Here is a 20769-nt window from a genome sequence, read left to right as displayed (position 1 = left end):
TACAAAGGTAAAATAATTATACCACTCTGTAAAACTGTTTCAAATGTAGATATTTTTTCAGCGCCTGCATTACTTCTATGCTGAATATTTGTTTTTTGATTTTGAACGGTCAAAAACCCTTTTCATTTATTTTTTGATATTCCATTTCCTTACATCAACTATCGCTTTTGGATAATCTACTCCTATGCTTACTTGATATTCCCTTTGTTCTTCGGCGGTCAATAATGCCACTGAATGTACTTTTTCGGCAGGAACATCGGCTAAGACTGGTAGCCAAAACTTTACATACTCGCCTTTGGGGTCGTAATTATTGGCTTGTTTCAGAATATTAAAATAACGGTTTTCACGTGGGTCGTTGCCGATACCCGCCACGTAAAGCCAATTGCCCCAGTTAGAGCAAACGTCGTAATCTATCAATTGACTTTCAAACCAAGCCGCACCCCAACGCCAATCTATTTGTAAATCTTTTACCAGAAAACTCGCTACATTTTGTCGCCCACGGTTCGACATAAAACCCGTTTCCAACAATTCTTTCATATTAGCATCAATCAAGGGAACGCCCGTTTCGCCCAATCTCCACTTTTCAAAAATACCTTTATGCTGTTTCCAAACAACGGTTTTGCCTTGAATACCCTTTTCAAAAAAGATTTTGTTGCCATACTTCAAAGCCACAAAACGGAAATAATCACGCCAAAGTAATTCAAAAATCAACCAATATGTAGAATCATTTTGGGTTCGTTCGGCTTCATATTTTTTTACTTGTTCGTAAATATATCTTGGCGAAATACAGCCATTTGCCAGCCAAAGCGAGAATTTAGAAGAATAATCCAAACCCAACATTCCATTGCGAGTTTCTTTATATACTTTTAACAAGTCTTTTTGCCAAAAATATTCCTCCAATCTTTTTAAGGCTTCGTCTTCGCCACCTTTGTACAATTGCTGATTTGTTTTGGGAAAATCAAGCTTTGGCAATTCACGAATGTCAATCGTGTTTGAGAAATTAAGATTTTTAGGAATCGGAAAAGTACTTCTTACTTTGGTCGCTTTTTCTACTTGGTTTCTAAACTGGGTGAAAATATTAGGCAAATTTTCAATCTCCATGGGCAAATCATCCAAATGATAGAGCGTAGCTTGCCAGAAAAACTTCATTTTGATGCCTTCTTTTTTCAAAGCAATTTCTACCGAAGTATCTGTGTCCGTTTCTTCAGAAGTTACTTCTTCCGAAACAAATACTTCATCAATCAACAATTCTTTCGCTAATTGTGGAATGATTTCTTCAGGATGCCCAATCCTGATAATTAAGTTCGAGCCAATACTTTGGAGATTTTTACGAAGGTTTTCAAGCGATTCAACAAGGAATTGAGTACGCAAATTGCCAGTTTTGGGAAATCCCATCGGCATTTCTTGTGAAATTCTGGGGTCGAGTACATAAAGCGGAAATACTTGAGCCGTTTTTTGTGAAGCTTTGAACAAAGCTTCATGGTCGTGAACACGTAAATCGTTGCGAAACCAAAGGAGTATTTTCATGAAATTTAAGATTGCAATAATCGGCAATAGTTTTGAGAATGATTGAGCAAAACCCGAAAACAGTATTAGGGAATTGTATATTAATAGCTAAATTGTATCAACTAATAATTGGGCTGAAAGTTTTTTGAAAAGAGGGGAAGCGAAAGTTTTTTTGTGATTCCTGAGAGATATTTTATGTCATCGGAGAGATGTAAAGTGATTCCCGAGAGATGTTTTGTGTCATCGAAGACCTATTTTGTGATTCCCGAGAGATGTTTTGTGTCATCGAAGACTTGTTTTGTGATTCCCGAGAGATGTTTTGTGTCATCGAAGACCTATTTTGTGATTCCTGAGAGATGTTTTATGTCATCGAAGACCTATTTTGTGATTCCTGAATCATAGGGCGAGCGAGACGCTCTTTCCATTTTAGGACGTAGGAAAAACCTACGGGGAGTTCCAGAAAGCCCACGACTAGTTGAAGATTATATTAATATGAGATGAATTAATGTTAAGCTGTCCTGTATATATTTTACAACTTAATTTTGTACGGTCGGGCGTAAAGTTGATGCTTATTTCGTTATTTTTATTGTCTATGTCACAGAATAAATAATTATCTGCATAGCTTGTATTAACTACCTTATGAGATTTATACAAGTAAATTTTCATTCGAGATTCAATATCCAAATGCCTGTTTAACTGTAATAATTTCATATCAGAAATTACATAAAGCTTATCATTCAATCTAAATGGATTAGTACAATTACTGTAGCTATTTTTACTTTTGAGAATGTTCTGTTTAAACGAATTAAGAGTAATAATTTTTCCTTCTGTATGCCCATCTTCTGTGAATAAAGAATACTCTACAAAATAAACCCCAATGGAGTCCTCATAAATTTTTGATATGCCTTGGCAGATACTTTTGTAAATCAATCTGTTATCTTTTGAGTAAATAGATAATAAATAATCTGTCTCATTCTTGTCTATTAAGCTTATTCTAAAGTTATTAAGTTTAGACGTATGTTTATTATTGGTATCTAACGATGCAATGTGAGAAACGTTTTTTTCTGCTTTGGTATTCAATCTTGAAACAAAGAATGTGTTGTTTTGTGCATTGCAACATAAGACATAGAAGGATACCCAAAAATATATTGCTACAGTGATTTTGAACATTTGAACCTTCGTTAGATATTTCATGACATTGAAGACCTGTTTTGTGATTCCTAAATCAAAGAAGGTATAACTCTTTTTGATATTTTAGTCCGTAGGGGAAATCCTTTCTACGACTAGTTTTTCCCCAATCAAAGCCCATTCAATACCCAGTTATAATTAACGAATTGAATTTTGCCATCTGTGGGCATTTTTACTTTGGCGTATTGATTAACAAAAGCTTGTAAAGACATTTTCTTGGTGAAATCGCCTTTGTACCAATCAAAAATACTTGACAGATTTGCTCCTTTGGCTGAGACTACATTTTTCTTGTTGTCATTCAAGAAATCTATGGCTTGATCGGTTAATTGTTCGTCGAGTGCAGTGGACGTAAAGGCTTCATTTCTTAGTTTTGGACAAGAAATCGCCGCACAAACTAGAGCAAAATGAATGCGTGGCTCATCAAATTTTTTACGGATAATACCATTTTCAATATCATTCAAATCAAATTTCTTCCCCATCAAATTGATGAATTTTATATCCCAAGGAGAATTGATATAAGTAATGTTTACTTTAACAATGTCCTTGATACTTTTCAGAGGATAATTTCTTAGAATCAGTTGTACCGTAAAAGCATTATAAGCATTAATCCAATAAGCCAATTGCTCATCTTTCGTCCAAGTTTTTTCGTTGGGTGTGTTTTTTGATAGCATTTCCAAATACTTATTCAAAGCGACAGAATCTTTTTGAAAAGCTTTATAATTCACCATTCCATTGGTGTTTACATACTTTTTAAGCAAAGTCGTCCAAGCATCATGACTCACAGGCTTTGCATCCGAATTTGGAACATTTGAATTAAAACAACTCGCAGAAATAGTAAAAATTGTAGCAAGAATAATGAGTGATTTCATAGTTTTGGGGGATTATTAAAATACTCTTTCATGATAAAGAGTAAAACAAATGTAATAAAATTGGCTTATTCATAATACTCATGGCATGACTCATTGGGTTATTTTGAGCATCAAAGTATTCTATCAGTCATGCTATGAGTGGACACTCCCTTGTAATTATTCCTCACAAAACAAAACCACTTCCCAACGAAAAGCCCATTTCCATTTGATAGAAAAGCGAGTAAAACCTGCTTGTTGAATGATGTTTTCTAAATCTGATTTTCGGAAGGCTCGCCACACTGAAAGCTTTGCGTCGTTTTTTACTAAGTACGATTTTAAGAATAATTTGGTAATCCAAGCGATGGAATGATAGGCAAACCAATGTCGGTGAATGTCGTTAATCACAATCGCCAAACGACTTTGCTGTTTGAGTTGCTTGAGTAATTTTACTAAACTTTCGTCATCAAAATGATGACAAAAGAGCGTCATCGTAACAATATCGAAAGAATGTTCTTGAAATTCTCTCGCAAAAATATTTTGATGTAAATACGTTATTTCTGGAAATTGAGCCGTTCTTTTTTTTGCAAATTCAATCATAAAATCGTTGGCATCAATGCCAATCAGTGTTGTTTTTAATTGCTTTTTTCTTGCCCATTTAGCAATTACCATCAGCATATCTCCGCCACCACAGCCCAAATCTGCTATTTTATAAGTAGTTTGTGTTGGCTTTGAAACCTTTAGAACAGTTTCCAATCCGCTAATCGTTACTTGGTTTCCGCCCAAGTATTGATTGATGATTGCCAATTCTTCCAAATTCTGACGGAGGGCATCATTATCTAAATCTAAGTCGTCAATCAGTTCTTTTTCGGTACTTCTAAATGATAAATCTGGCATATCTTTGTTGGTGAATACTCGTTTAAAGTTTATGAGATTAAAGTTTGAGGTTTATGAGATAATCATATCCATGAGCTAAAGTAAAAGTAGTGTAATATATTTAATTTCCTTAAAACATGAATTTAGATTTAACTGATAAAAACGCTATTGTATGTGGCAGTACGCAAGGGCTTGGGCGAGCTTCGGCTATTGAGTTAGCTTTACTTGGAGCAAACGTAACCTTGGTTGCTAGAAACGAAGACACACTCAAGGAAACTCTTAAAAGCTTGGATAGTTCAAAAGGACAGCAACATACTTATTTTGTCGCTGATTTTTCTAAGCCAGAAGAAGTAAAAGCAGGTATTGAAAAACATCTTGAGGCAAATCCAAAGGTTCATATTTTAGTCAATAATACGGGCGGACCAGCAGGAGGAGCGATTTTAGAAGCTAAAATTGAAGAATTTACACAGGCATTTTCTAATCATTTAATTTGTAACCATATTTTGGTTCAAGCTTGCGTACCAAGTATGAAAGTAGCAGGTTTTGGTAGAATTATTAATGTGATTTCTACTTCGGTAAAACAACCAATCAATGGCTTGGGCGTATCGAATACTACTCGTGGAGCGGTGGCTTCTTGGTCAAAAACCTTGGCAAATGAGTTAGGACAATTCGGCATTACGGTCAATAATGTTTTGCCGGGTTATACCAAAACAGCACGTTTAGACTTTGTGGTAAATGCCAGAGCAAATGCGGCTGGTTTGGAAAAAGAAGAGATGGAAAAAGTATTTCAATCGGATATTCCAGCAGGAAGATTCGGCGAAGCAGAAGAATTTGGAGCAGCGGTAGCCTTTTTATGCAGTCCCGCCGCAGCATACATCAATGGTGTGAATTTACCTGTGGATGGAGGAAGATTAACTTGTATGTAATCTTGATTTATCCGAAGTATCAATACCAAACTTGGTCTAGTCTTCCCAGATATTCAAAACCTTTATTTTCTACTAAAATTACTTGTAAATCATCCGATACATTCGGGTACATCGCCAATTGATTTAATGAAGTAATTGGTTGCCAAAGGACTTCTAATGCAGAGGTTTCTTTGGCATTCAGTATAGGAGTTCCCTCTATAATGCTAGCTTTAAAAACACAGTGTAATACATCTGTTTTTTGTTGTGGCAAAATTACTTCGCCAGCCACCAGCATTTCTCCAACGGCAATTTGTATGCCTAATTCTTCTTGTAATTCTCTGATAAGTGTATCTGTAAGCGTTTCGCCAGCATCTACATTTCCACCGGGCAGATTAAAAACATCGGTATCGCCATAACGATAACGCATTAATAATACCTTTTCATTTTCTATAATGGCTACACTTGGACGTACTTTCATAGGAGTATATAAGTAATAGTTCTGAATTGTGAATAATGAGTTGTGAATTTAAAATTGGTGTTTAAATTTTCTTCGCATTAATGGTTTTGATTTGGTTATTGTTGAAAATAACCAATTTGCCGTTGTTCTTTTTTTTATTTTCAATCATTTTTTTCGATGAGATTTTCAAACCCTCAACGATTTTATCTTGTAACGCTAAAATTTCATTCTTTTCCATTTTGAATACTTTTAAATTTTTGAAAGTCTATTATTTCAGCTTCTTCATCTTTTACTTTTTTCATAACTAAAATAGGCATTCTATCTGAGTTATCAAAAAGCATTGTATTGTCGCACAAAGGCAAGTAAATTTCAAAAAGATTTTTAAGACCACGTTCATAGCGTCTTTCAATAACATCTTCTGGAATATTATGTCCTCCTTCACTTACTCTAATTTTCACTCTTTGTTTAGCAAGTTCTGGGCTTTCCAACCAAAAAAATAGCAGTGTTACAAAGTATCCTTTCTCTTGTGCCTTTTTAATTGTTTTAGCATAAGCTTTTGATGAAAGTGTAGTTTCTAGTGCGAAATCAACATCCTTTGCTAACAATTCATCAATTCTATTTAGCATTATTTTCCCAGCTTCAAGGCTTACTTTTTCAGGTTGAAATGGAGATAATCCTTTGGCTATTTCATCAGCGTTAATAAATTCTTTACAATCAAGAACATTAGGTAAAATATAAAATGATGCAGTTGTTTTTCCTGCTCCGTTACATCCCGCAATGATATATAGATTTTTAGATGTCATTCATTTAAAGTCTTAATATCCAAAAGTGATTATGGGGGTTAAAGAATATCTCATTGTCTATACTTCACAAACATAAAACTTAAACTGTCAATTTATATGAAAACCTCGCAAAAATCTTTAATAATCGCTATTTCATTATTTATGCTTTCGGCACTTTCTTCTTGTTTTGTTCACATAGAAGACCCTCTTCCTGCTTATTACGAACAGCATGATTATTATTACTTGAAAAACTTTGACCAAATAAAAATGGGAAATGGCTTCCACGTAAATGTAATTCAAGGAAGTTCTTATCGCATTGAAGTCATCGGCGATGAAACCGACCTTGATGAATTAAATGTATATGTTCGTAACGGTACTTTGTTTGCCGAATATGTGAATTACAGAAATCGTAGATATAACGTTGTGATAAATATCACGATGCCAAGTTTAAGAATGGTCGATTTCTCTGGGGCAAGTAATTCATACATCGAAGGTTTTTCTTCAAAAAATCTGAACATTTATTTGTCGGGATCTTCGCAATTAAAAACAGAATTAGATGCTCAGAATCTGTTTTTTGATGTTTCAGGAGCTTCACAATTATCAATGTATGGCGACGGAGAAAAAATTATCGGTACAGTTTCTGGCGCATCTCAAGTAAACAATTTCAATTTTATTACAGACGAACAAAATTTAGATGTTTCAGGAGCAAGCAGAGTAAGAGTAAATACGATAAGATTCTTGAGAGTATCAGCTTCTGGGGGAAGCAATGTGCGCTACAGAGGAAATCCTACACTTGAAAGAAGTACTTCTGGAGGCAGCGTAATTGAACGAGATTAAATTTAATTTCTAAACCAAATCGTAAAAAGGGGCAATATATTGTTGCTCCTTTTCTATTTTTGGGGCTGTATCCAATTTTCAATCGTTCGTACTCATGCCAAGCATCAAAGATATTACCAATTATTTAGAGCAACTCGCCCCACTGGCTTATCAAGAAAGTTATGATAATGCTGGATTAATCGTTGGTTCTCCACAAACTACAGTTTCTGGTGTACTTATTACGCTTGATTGTACCGAAGAAATTATTCATGAAGCGATAAAAAGAGATTGTAATTTGATTGTGGCACATCATCCAATTGTTTTTAAAGGATTAAAACGCTTTAATGGAAAAAATTATGTAGAACGTGCGGTGATGCTCGCCATCAAAAATGATATTGCCATTTATGCTACACATACCAATCTGGACAGTGTAAAAGGTGGTGTGAATTTTATGATTGCCGAAAAATTAGGCTTGGAAAATGTAAAAATTCTTTCGCCTAAAAAGCAAATCTTAAAGAAATTAGTCACGTTTGTGCCAACTGAAAATGCTCCCAAATTATTAGAAGCACTTCATGAAGCTGGTGCTGGACAAATCGGTGAGTATAAAAATTGTAGTTTTTCGGTAGAAGGAACGGGAAGATTTACGCCTTCGGGCAATGCGAATCCAGTAATTGGTACTTTGAACGAAGCCGAAGAAGTAATAGAAAATAGGATAGAAGTAATTTTTGATGCTCATCAAGAATTTAAAATTATCAAAGTACTAAAATCTGCTCATCCTTATGAAGAAGTAGCCTATTATGTCAGTGTCCTTGAAAACGAAAATCAAGAAGTTGGTTCTGGCGTAGTGGCAACATTAGCAGAATCTTTATCTGAAATTGACTTCTTAACAATGCTGAAAAGTAAAATGGCATTAAAAGTAATTCGCCATACGCCATTGTTAGGCAAAGAAATTAAGAAAGTTGCTCTTTGTGGAGGAGCTGGCGGATTCTTATTGAAAGATGCAATTAGCCAAGGAGCTGACGTTTTTATTACCGCAGATTACAAGTATCACGAGTTTTTTGATGCCGAAAATCAAATTATTATCTGTGATATAGGACATTATGAGTCAGAAGTTTATACAAAGGAGTTAATTGTTAGGTATTTGTCTGAAAAATTTAGTAATTTTGCGGTTCTCAAAAGTCAGGTCAATACAAACCCTGTACAGTATTTTTGATTTTGTTATCAGTGATTCGTGATTGGTTCAAATTGATTAATTATCTTTCCTTGAAAATGCAGGATAATTAGTCCATCTCAACTAATAACTTAATACCGATAGCGGTTACACAGATAAAACCGAATAAAACCAATGGCAGCAGTAGCAACCGAAACAACCATTGCTCAGAAATTAGAAGCTCTTTTGAAGCTTCAAAACATAGATTCAGCCTTGGATGGCATCAAAAAGATGCGAGGCGATTTACCCGAAGAAGTACGTGATTTGGAAGATGAAGTTGCTGGTATCGAAACCCGTATTAGCAAATTCAACAAAGAAATCGCTATTTTGGAAGAAGACATTACAAAAAACCGTAATGCTAAAAAAGAAGCTGAAAAGTTGGTAAATAAGTACAAAGACCAACAAATGAATGTGCGCAATAACCGTGAGTATGATGCAATCTCAAAAGAAATTGAATTGCAACAACTTGAAATGGAATTGGCTGACAAACGTACTCGTGAATTTGAATTCAAGATTTTGAATAAAAAAGACGATGTTTCTGAAACAGAAACTCGTTTGAATACTCGTAAAAAAGACCTTGATGCAAAAAAGAAAGAATTAAATGTTTTGATTGCTGAAAGCGAAGAAGACGAACAAAAATTAATGAACAACCGTGATAAGGCTGTGAAATTTGTTGAAGAACGTTTATTACGCCCTTACGATAAATTGCGTGGAAATTATCCAAATGGTTTAGCAGTTGTTTTAGTAAAACGTGGTGCTTGTGGAGGTTGTTTTAGTGCAGTTCCACCACAACGTCAGGCTGACATCAAAGACAAGAAAAGAATTATTGTTTGCGAACACTGTGGACGTATTTTGGCAGACGTTGAAGATATTGTTTTCATCTCTAAGAAATAAGCCTTTTGGTTTGCAAGACAAAAAGCCCGTAACCTCAACGTTATGGGCTTTTTTCATGTTAGCTACATCAGAATGATTTGGTCTGATTGCCAACAATTTGCCTTAAATATTATTGCATAAATTCCGTTTATACAATAATCAACGCATCAAATGAAAAAAAATCCTCCAAACCATATTGATAAGATTCAGCTTTGGTTGAGAAAATACGCTTCCAAGAAAATGCATCTTACTTTTTGGATGACTTTATTGTTGATAACTACTTCGGGAAAAGCCTCAGATTTCGAAATGAATGGCACCATGCAAAAAGCCTACTCTGAAATCTTGAAAATGAAAATTGCCAATGGAAGAAGTATTTTAGCACATGATAAATCTGTAAATGGCATAAATGTTTATCTAAACAGTTATGCTGATTTAATAGAATTGATGATTACGGAAGATAAATCTCTCTATGAAAAGTTTATCAATCAACAAGATGAACGGATTGATTTGATTGAAAATCTTGATAAAAAATCACCTTACTTTCGTTTTTTATTGGCAGAGCTTCATTTGCATTCAGCTTTTGTAAAACTAAAATTCGGACATGAAACCAAAGGAAGTTGGGAAATTATTAAAGCCTACAAATTACTGGATGCCAATGCCAAAGAATTTCCTAATTTTTTACCCAATCAAAAATCTCTCGGTTTATTGCATATCTTAATTGGCTCTACTCCCGAAAACTACCAATGGGTAATTAAACTGATTGGACTGAAAGGAAATATTAAACTAGGATTGAGTGAATTACAAAATGTGATTCATAAAGACAGTGTTTTTAAAGAAGAAGCACAATTTTTAGATTATGTCGTTCATGCTTATATCCTGAAATTCAATCCTAAAAAATTGAGTGAGTTTCAGCAATTTATTAGTCAGCATCAAGATAATTTACTCTTTCAGTTTTTTGGCGTAACTACTTTTATGAAAGAAGGGAAAAGTGAAATTGCTTTTAACATTCTTGAAAATCGACCAGAAAGTAATGAGTACTTGTCTTTCCCATTCCTTGAATATCTTAAAGCAGATATTTTATTGCAGAAAGGGCAATATCAATTGGCATCAAAAGGTTTTCAAAGTTTTTTAGCTCATTATAAAGGTTTTAACTTTGTGAAAGATACTTATTACAAAATCTTTTTAAGTTATTGGTTGAATAATGAAGATGCCAAAGGAAGAGTATTCTTAGAAAAAGTAAAATTAGTAGGCGAAAATATTGTTGAAGCCGACAAGGCTGCGACCAAATTTGCAGACAACTTTTTAGCATTAAATCCTAAAAAACCGATTAGTCAGAAAGTACTGATGAAAGCTCGTTTGGCATGTGATGGCGGTTTTTATGACAAAGCTTTGATGATTCTGGAGAAGTATTCAGAAAGTAATTTTGAACAAATTCAAGACCGAATGGAATTTAACTACCGAAAAGGAAGAATTTTTCAACTGTCAAACAATATTCTACAAGCAATTCCTTTTTATGAACGTGCAATTGTTTTATCCGCACAGCAAATTGTTTCTTTTGGTGCTAGTTCGGCTTTACAATTGGGCTATATTTACCAAGTAAAAGGTGAAAAAGGAAAAGCAAAAAGCTATTTTGAAAAAGCTATTTCTTACAAAAAACACGAGTACAAAAACTCTATCGACAACAAAGCAAAAGCGGCTTTGAATGAATTAGGATACTGAGGAGTGTAGAGTTTTGAGTTTGGAATGCAGAGCTTCAAACTACAAAAATTAGATTAGTTGAGAAGACTATACCCGCTGATATTACAGATTAAAATCTGTGAGGTAATGAAATGGTATCGTTTAAGATGTGTTATTCTCAGAAGTAAAAAAATAAAATATTATAACAAAATAATAAGCCACAAGCTAATTGCTCAAAGCTATAAAACCTAACAATCAAATTCATGAAACTACTTAAGCTATTTTTATTAATCCTTACTTTTCAGTTTATTAATTACGCTGCCAAAGCGCAAGCCATTAGTTATTATCCTTTCAATAGTCAATTGTCGATTGCTACCAATCCAACCAAAGTAGTTTGGATGGATTTTCGTTTTCAGATGAATTCTTTTACTTCTTCATTGAATACAGAACCCGCATTGATGGTTAATCTTGGTTATACTAAAAATGCCTTTATTTATGCGGGCGGTGGAGTAAACTTTGGAATTGTAGCTTCTATTGTTGATAATCAAGACGTCGTAAAAGGTTATTTCGGAAGTGTTGGGATGCGTGCTTATCCGTTTGAGAAAGCACCCAAAGTGAGTGTCAATTTTGAACTCAGTCCTTATGTAAATTATGATGGGACAAGTGGTGTTTTCAGAGCTTGGTTAGGTGTTGGCTATCATTTTGGTGGAAAGAAATAATTTGTAGAGTTTTAAAAACAGAAAAGACTTCGTTTGTAGCGAAGTCTTTTCTGTTTTTAACCTAATTGATTTTAAACTGCACTCTACGATTTTTTGCTTTATTTTCATCAGTATCATTAGGGACAAGTGGTTGCGTTTCGCCATAGCCTTTTGCAATCATCCTGTCGGCTTTGATGCCTTTAGTCGTTAAGTAATCTACCACCGCTTTTGCTCTTTTTTCTGAAAGTTTCAAGTTGGCATCATCATTTCCAACATCATCCGTATGAGCTGATATTTCTACTTTAATGGTTTTATTACCATCCAACAAAGCCACCAAACGGTCTAATTCTTCTCCTGATTCAGGCTTTAATTCGGCTTTACCAGTTTCAAAAGTAATATCTTGTAATTGTACCACTACATCTTTTTTCAACACTGCTAAAGGTATTTTTTTCAATCTATCTTTAAAAGCATCAACAGTATCGGGCTTGAATGAGCGTGAGAAAAATGAATAACCTAAAGTATTGGCTGCAAATTTGTAAAGTTTGCCAATTTCAAGCGTAACATTGGCAATGTCTTTATCCACTTTTACTTCTAACAACTGTTTCGTTTCAGCGTCCATTACTTTTACTTTTGGGTCTTTCAAAATTGCTTTGGTATCTTTATCAAGCAACTGAAATTGGAAAACTAATTTCTTTGGAATCAGCTCAATATTTTTCTCGATATTATCGGTTTCTTTGGCTGTACTCATGTCCATTTTACCACGATAGGGCAAATAATCCGCCAATGGCGAAGTCGTTACATCATACTTACTTCCAACTCGATAAATCATAGAAAACAAACCGTTGGCATCTACAACTGTATTAATCGCTCTTTCTTTTGGGTTGGAGCTTTTTGACGTCAACTTTGTAGCAATTGGTTGTTTGGTAATGGCATCAATTACTTTTCCGTCAACGGTTACTAATTTATATTTTCGGTATTTATCAGGAATCGTTACGGTATAAATATCGCCTGCAGTGTGATAATACATTAAATCTCCAGCAGCCGACACAGAAGCAAATTGGTCATCTTCTTCAGTATTGATGTATTCTAAATTAATAGGAGTACTCCAAGAGCCATCATCTTCTTGAAAAGATTGATACAAATCAAAACCACCTACTCCATCTTTTCTGACAGAACTAAAAATCAAAGTACGGTTATCAGCCATGATTCTAGGTGCTTTCTCACAATCCATATTGATGGGTGCAGGTAGTTTTTCGGCAACTCCCCAAGTTTCATCATCTTGTTTTTTAGAAACCCAAATGGTGTAACACAGAGCTTTATCTTTCCTTTTAGAAAAATTATCACGAATAAAATACATAGATTTTCCATCAGCAGAAACCGAAGGAAAACCTTCGTAAGCTTTGGTATTGATATTATTACCAAACGTTTTTGGTTCTGACCAATCTGTGCCGTTCCAAGTAGAGTGATAAATATCCATATCGCCTTGCCCACCTTCAAAAGAAGCAAAAAAGAAAAGGGTTTTTCCGTCGTAGCTAATAGATGGTCCACCGATTAAATCATTGTCTTTCCCGATTTTATTGATATTCACGATGGGTTTAGGAGGCGTCCATCTATTTTTTTCATTTTTTGTGGTGTAATATAATTCCCATTTTCCTTCGCCAGCACGATCGGTTTCAAAAATCATGGTTTTGTTATTGGCGCTGATGGAAGGAGCGTATTCATTAAATGTTGGGTGATTGACTGGTGGGCCTAATGAACGGCGTACTTGGGCAAAATTCACTGAAGTATTGTAAAAGCACAATACCATTAAAAATAAGAGCGAGCTAAGACGATTCATTGAAATTTCGGGTTTGGTTGTATGAAATTTTCTAGGCTTAAAGGCAAAATCCAAAGATTAATAAACACCAAATGAGCAGCATATCTCGGCTGGATTTCTAAACAAAATACATGAATTAAAATATATAAAAAAGTACTGATTAAAGAACAAAAGGCAAAGGTTTCAATAGTATTCAAATGCTTTTTTCGGAATAACTTAAAAAGATAAATACCATTACTTAGATAACTTATTAAAACGGTAAAAGTGGATAAAAGGAAAACTGCTTTCATCCATAAAATCCAAATGGGGTTTTTACTCGGCGGAATTCCCTTTGCAAAAAACCAATAGGAAGTAAAATAAGGCACTAACAAACGGATGGCTCGCTGTTGCGATTGACGAATGTTTGCTTGCCAATTGGTTTTTACTCTTTCAATCGTTATTGGTTTTAATATTGCTCGCAAAGCTTCCCCGTTCCAATGAAGTGGTTCGGCAATTTTTTTGAATTGCGTAATATCTTCGGCATTATAACTTCCTTTCGCTTTAGCATTGAATCCTACATAAATACTCCATATTCCGTTTTGGGGAGGCTGATAAGTCCATTTTCCAGAAATATTTCTGTATAAATTCATGGCAACAAACAAGAATAAACTAAAGACAAGTCCATACTGCCTAAGTGTTGCTTTACTGCTATGAATTAATGTTTTTTTACTAATTACTTTCAGGTAAAAAAGACCAAATCCAAAAAATAATAAATAATAGAAACTCAAAGGACGAACAAACTGTGCCAAGCCAAAAGTAAATGCAATGGCTAAAATCAGTAAAGTTCTTGGTAAAATACCAAAAGTATTTTCATTTTGCAAATACCTGATTAATAGAAAATTACCGATTACAAAAAAGAACAGAAAATTAAACTCAGCCGCCAGAAAACCCATTAAGCTTAAATAGGACACACAGATGGAAAGGCTAAACGTTCCTACATATTTTATCCAAGAAAATTGCGTTTTGAAACTGAAATGCGTTAGAATAATTGCCGTGATATATTGACAGATATTAAGAAATTGAATGATTACTGGATTAATAGAATCAAAGATGTTAAAAATTTTACTGATTAAAAAAGGATGTCCAGGCGCTTGAAAGAAAAGAAATTGAGGAGACATATTTCCAGTTTTTAAAAACAAAATGCCTTCTTCATAATAGTTTTTGAAATCTGAAATCTGAGTATAATTCCAAAGAGTAATTAAACAGTAATAAGTAGCAAAAACGAATGTAATAAATAGTAAAAAAATAATGAAAGATGGTGATTGCGACGAGATACTCGTCCTGAACAAAGGGAATTTAAACTTCAATTTTTTCATTCGTTAGGTTTGCAAAATAAGACAATATTTAGGCACAAGCAAAATCAAATTTTTTGAGCTATCTTAAAATCTGTAACTTTGCAAATACTTCAAAATAACCATTAGTAAAAGATGACACAAATTAACAAAAATAGTGTACTGAAAACAATTTATCAGAATATCCCTTTTAAAAGACAAATTTTTGAACTCATCAGAAGCATCTATGTTCCTTCAAAATCTGTTTATCGTCATCTTTTTTTTGATGGAAAATTTAAAGTAAAAGTTGAAGGTGATAAATCTTTCTACATCAATCATTACAATACACACGGTTTTATTATTGAAGACGGTCTTTTCTGGGTTGGTTTAGGCGTTGGCCGTGAAGGTTACTCTTTAAGATTATGGACGCAACTTTCTAAATCATCAAAAGTAGTTTTTGATGTGGGTGCAAATACAGGAATGTACTCTTTGCTGACCAAAAGTGTAAATCCTTCAGCCGCAGTTTATGGCTTTGAACCCGTAAAAAGAACACACGATAAGTATGCAGCAAACTGTAAATTGAACAATTATGAGGTAAGAGCTGAATGGATGGCGGTTTCGGATTTCACGGGCGAACTTACTTTGTATGATATTCCAGAAGCCAATAACTATAGTGCTACTTTGAACAAAGAGTTTTCGGATGTTCGCCACGTTTCTCATAAAGACACTCGTTTTGAAACAAAAGTACCAGCGACAACGCTGAAAGATTATATAGAAGCCAATAACATTACGAACATTGATTTAATGAAAGTGGATGTGGAAATGCACGAACCAGAAGCTTTGCGTGGAATGGGAGAGTATTTGCAGAAATTCCAGCCAACTTTATTAATCGAAATTTTCACGGATGAATTAGGCAAACAAGTACAAGAAATTCTGAAAGGGTGCAATTATCTTTTTTACAGTATTGATGAAGACGGTACAACAACTTTACAAAAAGATATTATTGCTACAGACGAATCAAACTATTTGATTTGTCGTCCAGAAATTGCTAGAAGCTTGGGCTTGCTGAAAGTGTAATTTTATGAAGATGGAAAGTATCGTTCATAAAAATACTTGGGTAATCATTGTGTATTATAATGGTTTGGAATGGATTGAACGCTGTTTGAAAAGTTTTGAAAACAGTCATTTCAAAGACCAAATTATTGTTGTTGATAATCATTCGCCTGAAAAAAAGGGTATAGAGTTGATTAAAGAGCAATTTCCAGCAGTAAAACACATTGAGCTAAACGAAAACATCGGTTTTGGAAGAGCTAACAATTTGGGCATTGAATATGCCATTGAAAGGAATGCAGAATATGTTTTTCTGTTGAATCAAGACGCTTGGCTGATTGAAAATGATTGTGTAGAACGTTTGGTGAAAGTAGCAGAACGAAATCAAGATTTTGGTATAATTAGTCCTGTGCATTTTAATTCAGAGCAAACTGCTTTAGACGAAGGTTTTGGGATTTACTTGTCAACTTCGAAAAACTGGCAATGGGCATCTGATACTTTTTTTGAAAGTAAGAAAGAAATTTACGAGTTGCCTTTTGTAAATGCCGCTGCTTGGTTGCTGAATTTGAAGGCATTTCATAAAATCGGTTACTTCGACCCAGCTTTTTTTATGTATGGTGAAGACGTTGACCTTGTGAATCGTACACTTTTTCATCGTTTCAAAATCGGTTTCGTTCCGAACGCAAGTATTGTTCATGCACGAGAAAATCGTCTGAAAAGTATCAATAAAGCCAGTCTTTCCTATTCAGAAAAAATGCAATTCTACGGACAATACTTGGCGCTGCTCAAGAATGTTCGTTGGGGTTTAGGAAAAGCTTTTGTAAAATTTCAAACACTTTGGTTAACTCATATTATTGAGCAAATTGCTCAGCAATCTTGGAAAAGAAGCTGGCAAATACTATTCATCGGATTCAGAATGATGGGTAGATTGATTCAACTCTATTTATCAAGACAAAAATATAAACGAGGTTTCTCGAAGTAATTTTGTTGTTTAATCTTTATTTAATGGGCATCGTCATACGTCAAAGCATCAAAAGTTCCATTGTTACCTACGTCGGAGTAATCATCGGAACGGTCAATGTTTTGTTTCTTTATAGTAAATTTCTTTCACCTCAGCAATTAGGTTTATATACGGCTTTAATTAGTTTTCCTCAAGTATTTGCAGCATTCTCAAATTTAGGAACGCCCCATGTTGGCGTAAGATTTTTTACTCGATTTGCTGATCCTGAACGCCAACACAATGGTTTTTTCGGGTATTTATTGTTAGCTCCATTCGTTGGTTTTTTGCTGTTTTTACTTTCTTATGTAGGTTTAAAAGGTGTTTTTCAGTCGGTTTATATGGATAATTCTCCATTACTGATTCAATATTATTGGTACTTGCCTTTAATTACTTTTTTCCTGCTTTATGCAACTACTTTAGAAACCTACAGCAAAGTTCATCTTCGGATTGTTGTACCAACGATTCTCAGGGAAATTTTTCTAAAATCATCTAATTCCATTTTAGCGTTATTGTTTGGCTTTAAGTTCATTACTTTCGACCAATTGCTGAATGGCATTATTCTGGTTTATTTCTTGAACATCTGTTTCTTGTTAATTTACATCAAAATCTTAGGGAAACTTTACCTTCGTTTTGATTTTAGTTTCTTGAAACAACCGATTTTCAAAGAAATGTATATGTACGGACTTTGGACTATTCTTGGTGGAGCAACGGCTACGCTTTTGCCCAATATCGAAAAATTGATGCTTCCTGCCTACAAAGGAGGTTTAGACAGTACGGCTATTTTCTTCATTGCTTCAAGTATCGGAATGGTGATTGCCATTCCTAGAAATGCCATTGCTTCAATCACAGAGCCACTTTTAGCGGAATCTTGGAAGAACAATAATCTTGAACATATCGAAGAAATTTACCAAAAATCAGCCCTGAATTTATTGATTGTCGGTGGTTTTCTGTTCTTGGGAATTTGGACAAATATTGATGCGGTTTTTCAAATTATTCCAAATGCGGCTGTGTATAGTCAAGGGAAATTTGTGGTTTTAATGGTTGGACTTTATAGCGTTTTCGACATGGCTACAGGTTTAAATTCTGAAATCCTAAAGAATTCGCCTTATTATAAATATGATTTTGGATTTTACATCATCCGTTTTGTGGTACTCTTATTGGTGAATTTAATTTTTATTCCAATTTATGGCTATAATGGTGCGGCTTTGGCAATGTTGGTTTCGGTGGTAGTGTATAATTTAGTAAAATTCTTTTTTATCAAGTATAAACTTAATCTTCAACCATTCAATTTAGCGACGGTAAAAACGCTTTTATTAGGCTTTTTCACTTATGGAATCACACTTTTTATTCCAAGTTTTGAAGGCAACATTTGGATGAGTTTTGTGAATATCACTATAAAATCCGTTTGCATTACGATACTCTTTGGTGGAGGAGTCTTGTTTTTTAGAATTTCAGAAGATTTAAGTAGAACAGTAGAGTCTTTGTTTAGTAAAATAACGAGAAGGTAGTTATTAGAATAATTAAACCGTTTAAATAAAAGACCTAATCACCAATCACTATTTACTAATCACTACATACGAATCAAAACTATGAAAATATTATTTACTTTTGGTGGCTTGCCACATTATTATAACTTGGTTCTCAATCGTTTGAATCGTATTGAAGGACAAGAAATCGTTGTGATTGCTCCTAAAAGTGGTGGAAAAACGGTTGGTTCTGGCGTGCATCAAACCTTAGATGGTATAGAATTCAAAGTACATTTCTTAGAAGAATACAAAACACTTTGGGGGAAACCTTTCTTCAAGAATTTTATAGAAACCATCGAAGCCGAGCGACCAGACGTAATTGTTACGATTTGGCCTTATATCTTGGCTTTTGTATATAATCCGATGTTACTTTGGAAAATAAGAAGCATGGGAATTAAATTGATACTCAAGGAAATTCCGTTCAATATTCCAAAATTCAAAGAAGCCCTTGATTTTTATGCCAACGGAGGTGTTGCTTCGGAAACGATGCAAACCAATTTAAAACCTGATAGTTTGGCTTTTAAATTGAAATATACTTTACTGAAATACTCCTATAAAAGAGCTTTTAATTTGGTTGATGCTCACGTAGATTATACCGAAGAAGCTTACGAAGTATTTGGCAGTTATGGCGTGCCGAAAGAGAAAATCTTTGTGATTTACAATTCGCCAGATACTGATTTGATTTTGGCAGATAAAGCTAAAATTGAAGGAGTTAATACTGTTTTGCCAGAAAATCCATTGCGACTTTTACACGTCGGTAGATTGGTGAAATGGAAAAGAGTAGATATGCTGATTGAGGTTTTTAGTAAACTTTTGGTGCAATTTCCAACGGCGGAATTAGTAATTGTTGGAACTGGTCCAGAAGAGCAAAACCTCAAAGAACAAGCTATCGCTTTGGGCATTGAAAAACAAGTAATTTTTACGGGGGGAGTTTATAAAATGACCGAACTCGGACAATATTTTAATGCTTCGCTTGTATATGTTCTGGCAGGAATGGGCGGTTTGTCAATCAACGATGCGATGTGTTTTGATAAACCCATTGTTTGTGCAGTAGCAGACGGAACAGAGAAAAAATTGGTAAGAGATGGCTACAACGGCTTTATTTTTGAGGATGGTAATGCCGATGATTTATTTAAAAAATTAGCTGTACTTTTGTCTGACCCAGCAAAAACTCGCCAAATGGGACTTAATTCTGGTCAAATTATTCGTGACGAAGTAAATATCCATGTGGTAATTAAAAATTATCAAAGGGCTTTTGAGAGCTGTCGGTCATCGGCTGTCAGCAATCAGGGTTAAACTGTTGAATTAAAATTGAGTTGACAAATTGATTGAAAACTCATGGCATGACTCTAAGTCATGCCATGAGTAATTCATAATATCAAAAAAAGCTGAAAGCCTAAAGCTGACCGCTGATGACCATATTAAAATGTTTGTTTTAAAATACATATTAAAAGGACCATATCATGCTTTCAGAACTCCTGAAAGTCGTGAATTACTAAAGCTTTTCAGAAAGTACGGAGATGTAAAACGCTACGAAGCTCGTGAAGTAACATTTCAAGGAATGACATTCCAAGTACCTGATTGTATGTCTTTTCTTTTTCAGTTTCAAGAAATTTTCGTTGAACAGTTTTATAAATTCAATACAAATTCGGCAAACCCTGTGATTTTAGATTGCGGAGCAAATATTGGTTCAAGTTGTGCATTTTTCAAAAGAGAATATCCAAATGCTCAAATCACAGCTTTTGAGGCTGATGCTAAAATTGCTACAATACTCCAATCAAATCTAAGTAAAAATGGATTTTCGGACGTAGAAGTAATCAATAAAGCCGTTTGGATTGATGACGAAGGCATTGAATTTGCCTCTGAAGGCTCTGACGGAGCATCAATTTATGGCGAAGGCGATAAAGTAAAAGTTGCTTCTTTTCGTTTGAAAGATGTACTTGACAAAACGCCTTCGGTTGATATGTTAAAGATGGATATTGAAGGAGCTGAAACGGCAGTGTTGAAAGACTGTACCGACTCATTAAAGCAAGTAAAAAACATCTTTATCGAATATCACGCTTTTCCAGAACAAGCACAGGAATTAGGTGAAATTCTGAATATTTTGGCTAAAAATGGTTTCCGTTACTTCATCAATTCTGCTCAAGACCGCACAAAACCGCTCGTTAATCATCGCTATAAAGGCAATGATTTGATGGATTTGCAATTAAACATTTTTGGCTATCGTCCATAAT

General features: G+C 34.4%; 19 protein-coding genes. 11 read left to right on the top strand and 8 right to left on the bottom strand.

Annotated features, from left to right (window positions below):
• Window positions 1-126: 126 nt before the first annotated feature.
• From ABID42_RS18125 to ABID42_RS18115, 3 genes are all read right to left on the bottom strand, one after another.
• A complete protein-coding gene (locus ABID42_RS18125; protein WP_367284884.1) occupies window positions 127-1527 on the bottom strand; it encodes a DASH family cryptochrome in 1401 nt (466 codons plus the stop codon).
• A gap of 1277 nt (window positions 1528-2804) precedes the next feature.
• Window positions 2805-3563: a DUF547 domain-containing protein gene (locus ABID42_RS18120; protein WP_367284883.1), complete on the bottom strand. Its 759-nt coding sequence runs from the start codon at window positions 3561-3563 to the stop codon at window positions 2805-2807.
• Window positions 3564-3719: 156 nt separating this feature from the next.
• Entirely contained in the window at window positions 3720-4436 is a 717-nt protein-coding gene (locus ABID42_RS18115) for a methyltransferase domain-containing protein (RefSeq protein WP_367284882.1), read from the bottom strand.
• Window positions 4437-4552: 116 nt separating this feature from the next.
• On the opposite strand from ABID42_RS18115, the gene ABID42_RS18110 reads away from it, so the two are divergent.
• On the top strand, window positions 4553-5341 hold the full coding sequence (locus tag ABID42_RS18110) for an SDR family oxidoreductase (RefSeq protein ID WP_367284881.1): 789 nt from the start codon (window positions 4553-4555) through the stop codon (window positions 5339-5341).
• A gap of 19 nt (window positions 5342-5360) precedes the next feature.
• On the opposite strand, the gene ABID42_RS18105 is transcribed toward ABID42_RS18110, so the two are convergent.
• The 3 genes from ABID42_RS18105 to ABID42_RS18095 all read right to left on the bottom strand — a co-directional run bounded on the left by ABID42_RS18105 (window position 5361) and on the right by ABID42_RS18095 (window position 6580).
• Window positions 5361-5798, bottom strand: a complete 438-nt coding sequence (locus tag ABID42_RS18105) for an NUDIX domain-containing protein (RefSeq protein ID WP_367284880.1) — start codon at window positions 5796-5798, stop codon at window positions 5361-5363.
• A gap of 61 nt (window positions 5799-5859) precedes the next feature.
• Entirely contained in the window at window positions 5860-6015 is a 156-nt protein-coding gene (locus ABID42_RS18100; RefSeq protein ID WP_323256380.1) for a DUF8506 family protein, read from the bottom strand.
• Window positions 6002-6580, bottom strand: a complete 579-nt coding sequence (locus ABID42_RS18095; protein ID WP_323256378.1) for an ATPase — start codon at window positions 6578-6580, stop codon at window positions 6002-6004. The genes ABID42_RS18100 and ABID42_RS18095 overlap by 14 nt, the downstream gene beginning before the upstream one ends.
• A 96-nt stretch (window positions 6581-6676) precedes the next feature.
• Between ABID42_RS18095 and ABID42_RS18090 the strand changes: the two genes are divergently transcribed.
• From ABID42_RS18090 to ABID42_RS18070, 5 genes are all read left to right on the top strand, one after another.
• Window positions 6677-7396, top strand: a complete 720-nt coding sequence (locus ABID42_RS18090; protein ID WP_367284879.1) for a head GIN domain-containing protein — start codon at window positions 6677-6679, stop codon at window positions 7394-7396.
• Between the two features lie 94 nt (window positions 7397-7490).
• On the top strand, window positions 7491-8588 hold the full coding sequence (locus tag ABID42_RS18085; protein WP_367284878.1) for a Nif3-like dinuclear metal center hexameric protein: 1098 nt from the start codon (window positions 7491-7493) through the stop codon (window positions 8586-8588).
• A 132-nt stretch (window positions 8589-8720) separates the two neighbouring features.
• A complete protein-coding gene (locus ABID42_RS18080) occupies window positions 8721-9479 on the top strand; it encodes a zinc ribbon domain-containing protein (RefSeq protein ID WP_184130078.1) in 759 nt (252 codons plus the stop codon).
• A 150-nt stretch (window positions 9480-9629) separates the two neighbouring features.
• Complete coding sequence (locus ABID42_RS18075) at window positions 9630-11177, top strand: tetratricopeptide repeat protein (protein ID WP_367284877.1); 1548 nt, start codon at window positions 9630-9632, stop codon at window positions 11175-11177.
• Between the two features lie 221 nt (window positions 11178-11398).
• A complete protein-coding gene (locus tag ABID42_RS18070; protein ID WP_323256370.1) occupies window positions 11399-11854 on the top strand; it encodes a hypothetical protein in 456 nt (151 codons plus the stop codon).
• Between the two features lie 61 nt (window positions 11855-11915).
• Here ABID42_RS18070 and ABID42_RS18065 read toward each other — a convergent pair whose 3' ends face one another.
• Both ABID42_RS18065 and ABID42_RS18060 read right to left on the bottom strand, forming a co-directional pair.
• Window positions 11916-13670 carry an OmpA family protein gene (locus tag ABID42_RS18065; RefSeq protein ID WP_367284876.1) on the bottom strand — a complete coding sequence of 585 codons (1755 nt, stop codon included), beginning with the start codon at window positions 13668-13670 and terminating at the stop codon, window positions 11916-11918.
• Window positions 13667-15004, bottom strand: a complete 1338-nt coding sequence (locus ABID42_RS18060) for a hypothetical protein (RefSeq protein WP_367284875.1) — start codon at window positions 15002-15004, stop codon at window positions 13667-13669. The genes ABID42_RS18065 and ABID42_RS18060 overlap by 4 nt, the downstream gene beginning before the upstream one ends.
• Window positions 15005-15115: 111 nt before the next feature.
• Between ABID42_RS18060 and ABID42_RS18055 the strand changes: the two genes are divergently transcribed.
• From ABID42_RS18055 to ABID42_RS18035, 5 genes are all read left to right on the top strand, one after another.
• On the top strand, window positions 15116-16036 hold the full coding sequence (locus ABID42_RS18055) for an FkbM family methyltransferase (protein ID WP_367284874.1): 921 nt from the start codon (window positions 15116-15118) through the stop codon (window positions 16034-16036).
• A 4-nt stretch (window positions 16037-16040) separates the two neighbouring features.
• Window positions 16041-16991, top strand: a complete 951-nt coding sequence (locus tag ABID42_RS18050; protein ID WP_367284873.1) for a glycosyltransferase family 2 protein — start codon at window positions 16041-16043, stop codon at window positions 16989-16991.
• A 23-nt stretch (window positions 16992-17014) separates the two neighbouring features.
• A complete protein-coding gene (locus ABID42_RS18045) occupies window positions 17015-18517 on the top strand; it encodes an oligosaccharide flippase family protein (protein WP_367284872.1) in 1503 nt (500 codons plus the stop codon).
• A gap of 81 nt (window positions 18518-18598) precedes the next feature.
• Window positions 18599-19831, top strand: coding sequence for a glycosyltransferase family 4 protein (locus tag ABID42_RS18040; protein WP_367284871.1), 1233 nt, complete (start codon window positions 18599-18601; stop codon window positions 19829-19831).
• A 130-nt stretch (window positions 19832-19961) separates the two neighbouring features.
• Window positions 19962-20768, top strand: coding sequence for an FkbM family methyltransferase (locus tag ABID42_RS18035; protein ID WP_367284870.1), 807 nt, complete (start codon window positions 19962-19964; stop codon window positions 20766-20768).
• Window position 20769: the final 1 nt, after the last annotated feature.

It is taken from the genome of Arcicella rosea, from assembly GCF_040543805.1.
GTDB lineage: Bacteria > Bacteroidota > Bacteroidia > Cytophagales > Spirosomataceae > Arcicella > Arcicella rosea.
The sequence above is the reverse complement of the archived record's forward strand: the minus strand, read 5'-3'. Positions and strand labels throughout refer to the sequence as shown.

Excerpts from the sequence above, each read along its gene's own strand:
- ABID42_RS18125 (WP_367284884.1), bottom strand. The coding sequence starts at position 1,527 with ATGAAAATACTCCTTTGGTTTCGCAACGATTTACGTGTTCACGACCAT.
- ABID42_RS18070 (WP_323256370.1), top strand. The coding sequence starts at position 11,399 with ATGAAACTACTTAAGCTATTTTTATTAATCCTTACTTTTCAGTTTATT.
- ABID42_RS18100 (WP_323256380.1), bottom strand. The coding sequence starts at position 6,015 with ATGGAAAAGAATGAAATTTTAGCGTTACAAGATAAAATCGTTGAGGGT.
- ABID42_RS18080 (WP_184130078.1), top strand. The coding sequence starts at position 8,721 with ATGGCAGCAGTAGCAACCGAAACAACCATTGCTCAGAAATTAGAAGCT.
- ABID42_RS18075 (WP_367284877.1), top strand. The coding sequence starts at position 9,630 with ATGAAAAAAAATCCTCCAAACCATATTGATAAGATTCAGCTTTGGTTG.
- ABID42_RS18050 (WP_367284873.1), top strand. The coding sequence starts at position 16,041 with ATGAAGATGGAAAGTATCGTTCATAAAAATACTTGGGTAATCATTGTG.
- ABID42_RS18060 (WP_367284875.1), bottom strand. The coding sequence starts at position 15,004 with ATGAAAAAATTGAAGTTTAAATTCCCTTTGTTCAGGACGAGTATCTCG.
- ABID42_RS18090 (WP_367284879.1), top strand. The coding sequence starts at position 6,677 with ATGAAAACCTCGCAAAAATCTTTAATAATCGCTATTTCATTATTTATG.
- ABID42_RS18110 (WP_367284881.1), top strand. The coding sequence starts at position 4,553 with ATGAATTTAGATTTAACTGATAAAAACGCTATTGTATGTGGCAGTACG.
- ABID42_RS18045 (WP_367284872.1), top strand. The coding sequence starts at position 17,015 with ATGGGCATCGTCATACGTCAAAGCATCAAAAGTTCCATTGTTACCTAC.
- ABID42_RS18120 (WP_367284883.1), bottom strand. The coding sequence starts at position 3,563 with ATGAAATCACTCATTATTCTTGCTACAATTTTTACTATTTCTGCGAGT.
- ABID42_RS18115 (WP_367284882.1), bottom strand. The coding sequence starts at position 4,436 with ATGCCAGATTTATCATTTAGAAGTACCGAAAAAGAACTGATTGACGAC.
- ABID42_RS18065 (WP_367284876.1), bottom strand. The coding sequence starts at position 13,670 with ATGAATCGTCTTAGCTCGCTCTTATTTTTAATGGTATTGTGCTTTTAC.
- ABID42_RS18055 (WP_367284874.1), top strand. The coding sequence starts at position 15,116 with ATGACACAAATTAACAAAAATAGTGTACTGAAAACAATTTATCAGAAT.
- ABID42_RS18035 (WP_367284870.1), top strand. The coding sequence starts at position 19,962 with ATGTTTGTTTTAAAATACATATTAAAAGGACCATATCATGCTTTCAGA.
- ABID42_RS18095 (WP_323256378.1), bottom strand. The coding sequence starts at position 6,580 with ATGACATCTAAAAATCTATATATCATTGCGGGATGTAACGGAGCAGGA.
- ABID42_RS18085 (WP_367284878.1), top strand. The coding sequence starts at position 7,491 with ATGCCAAGCATCAAAGATATTACCAATTATTTAGAGCAACTCGCCCCA.
- ABID42_RS18040 (WP_367284871.1), top strand. The coding sequence starts at position 18,599 with ATGAAAATATTATTTACTTTTGGTGGCTTGCCACATTATTATAACTTG.
- ABID42_RS18105 (WP_367284880.1), bottom strand. The coding sequence starts at position 5,798 with ATGAAAGTACGTCCAAGTGTAGCCATTATAGAAAATGAAAAGGTATTA.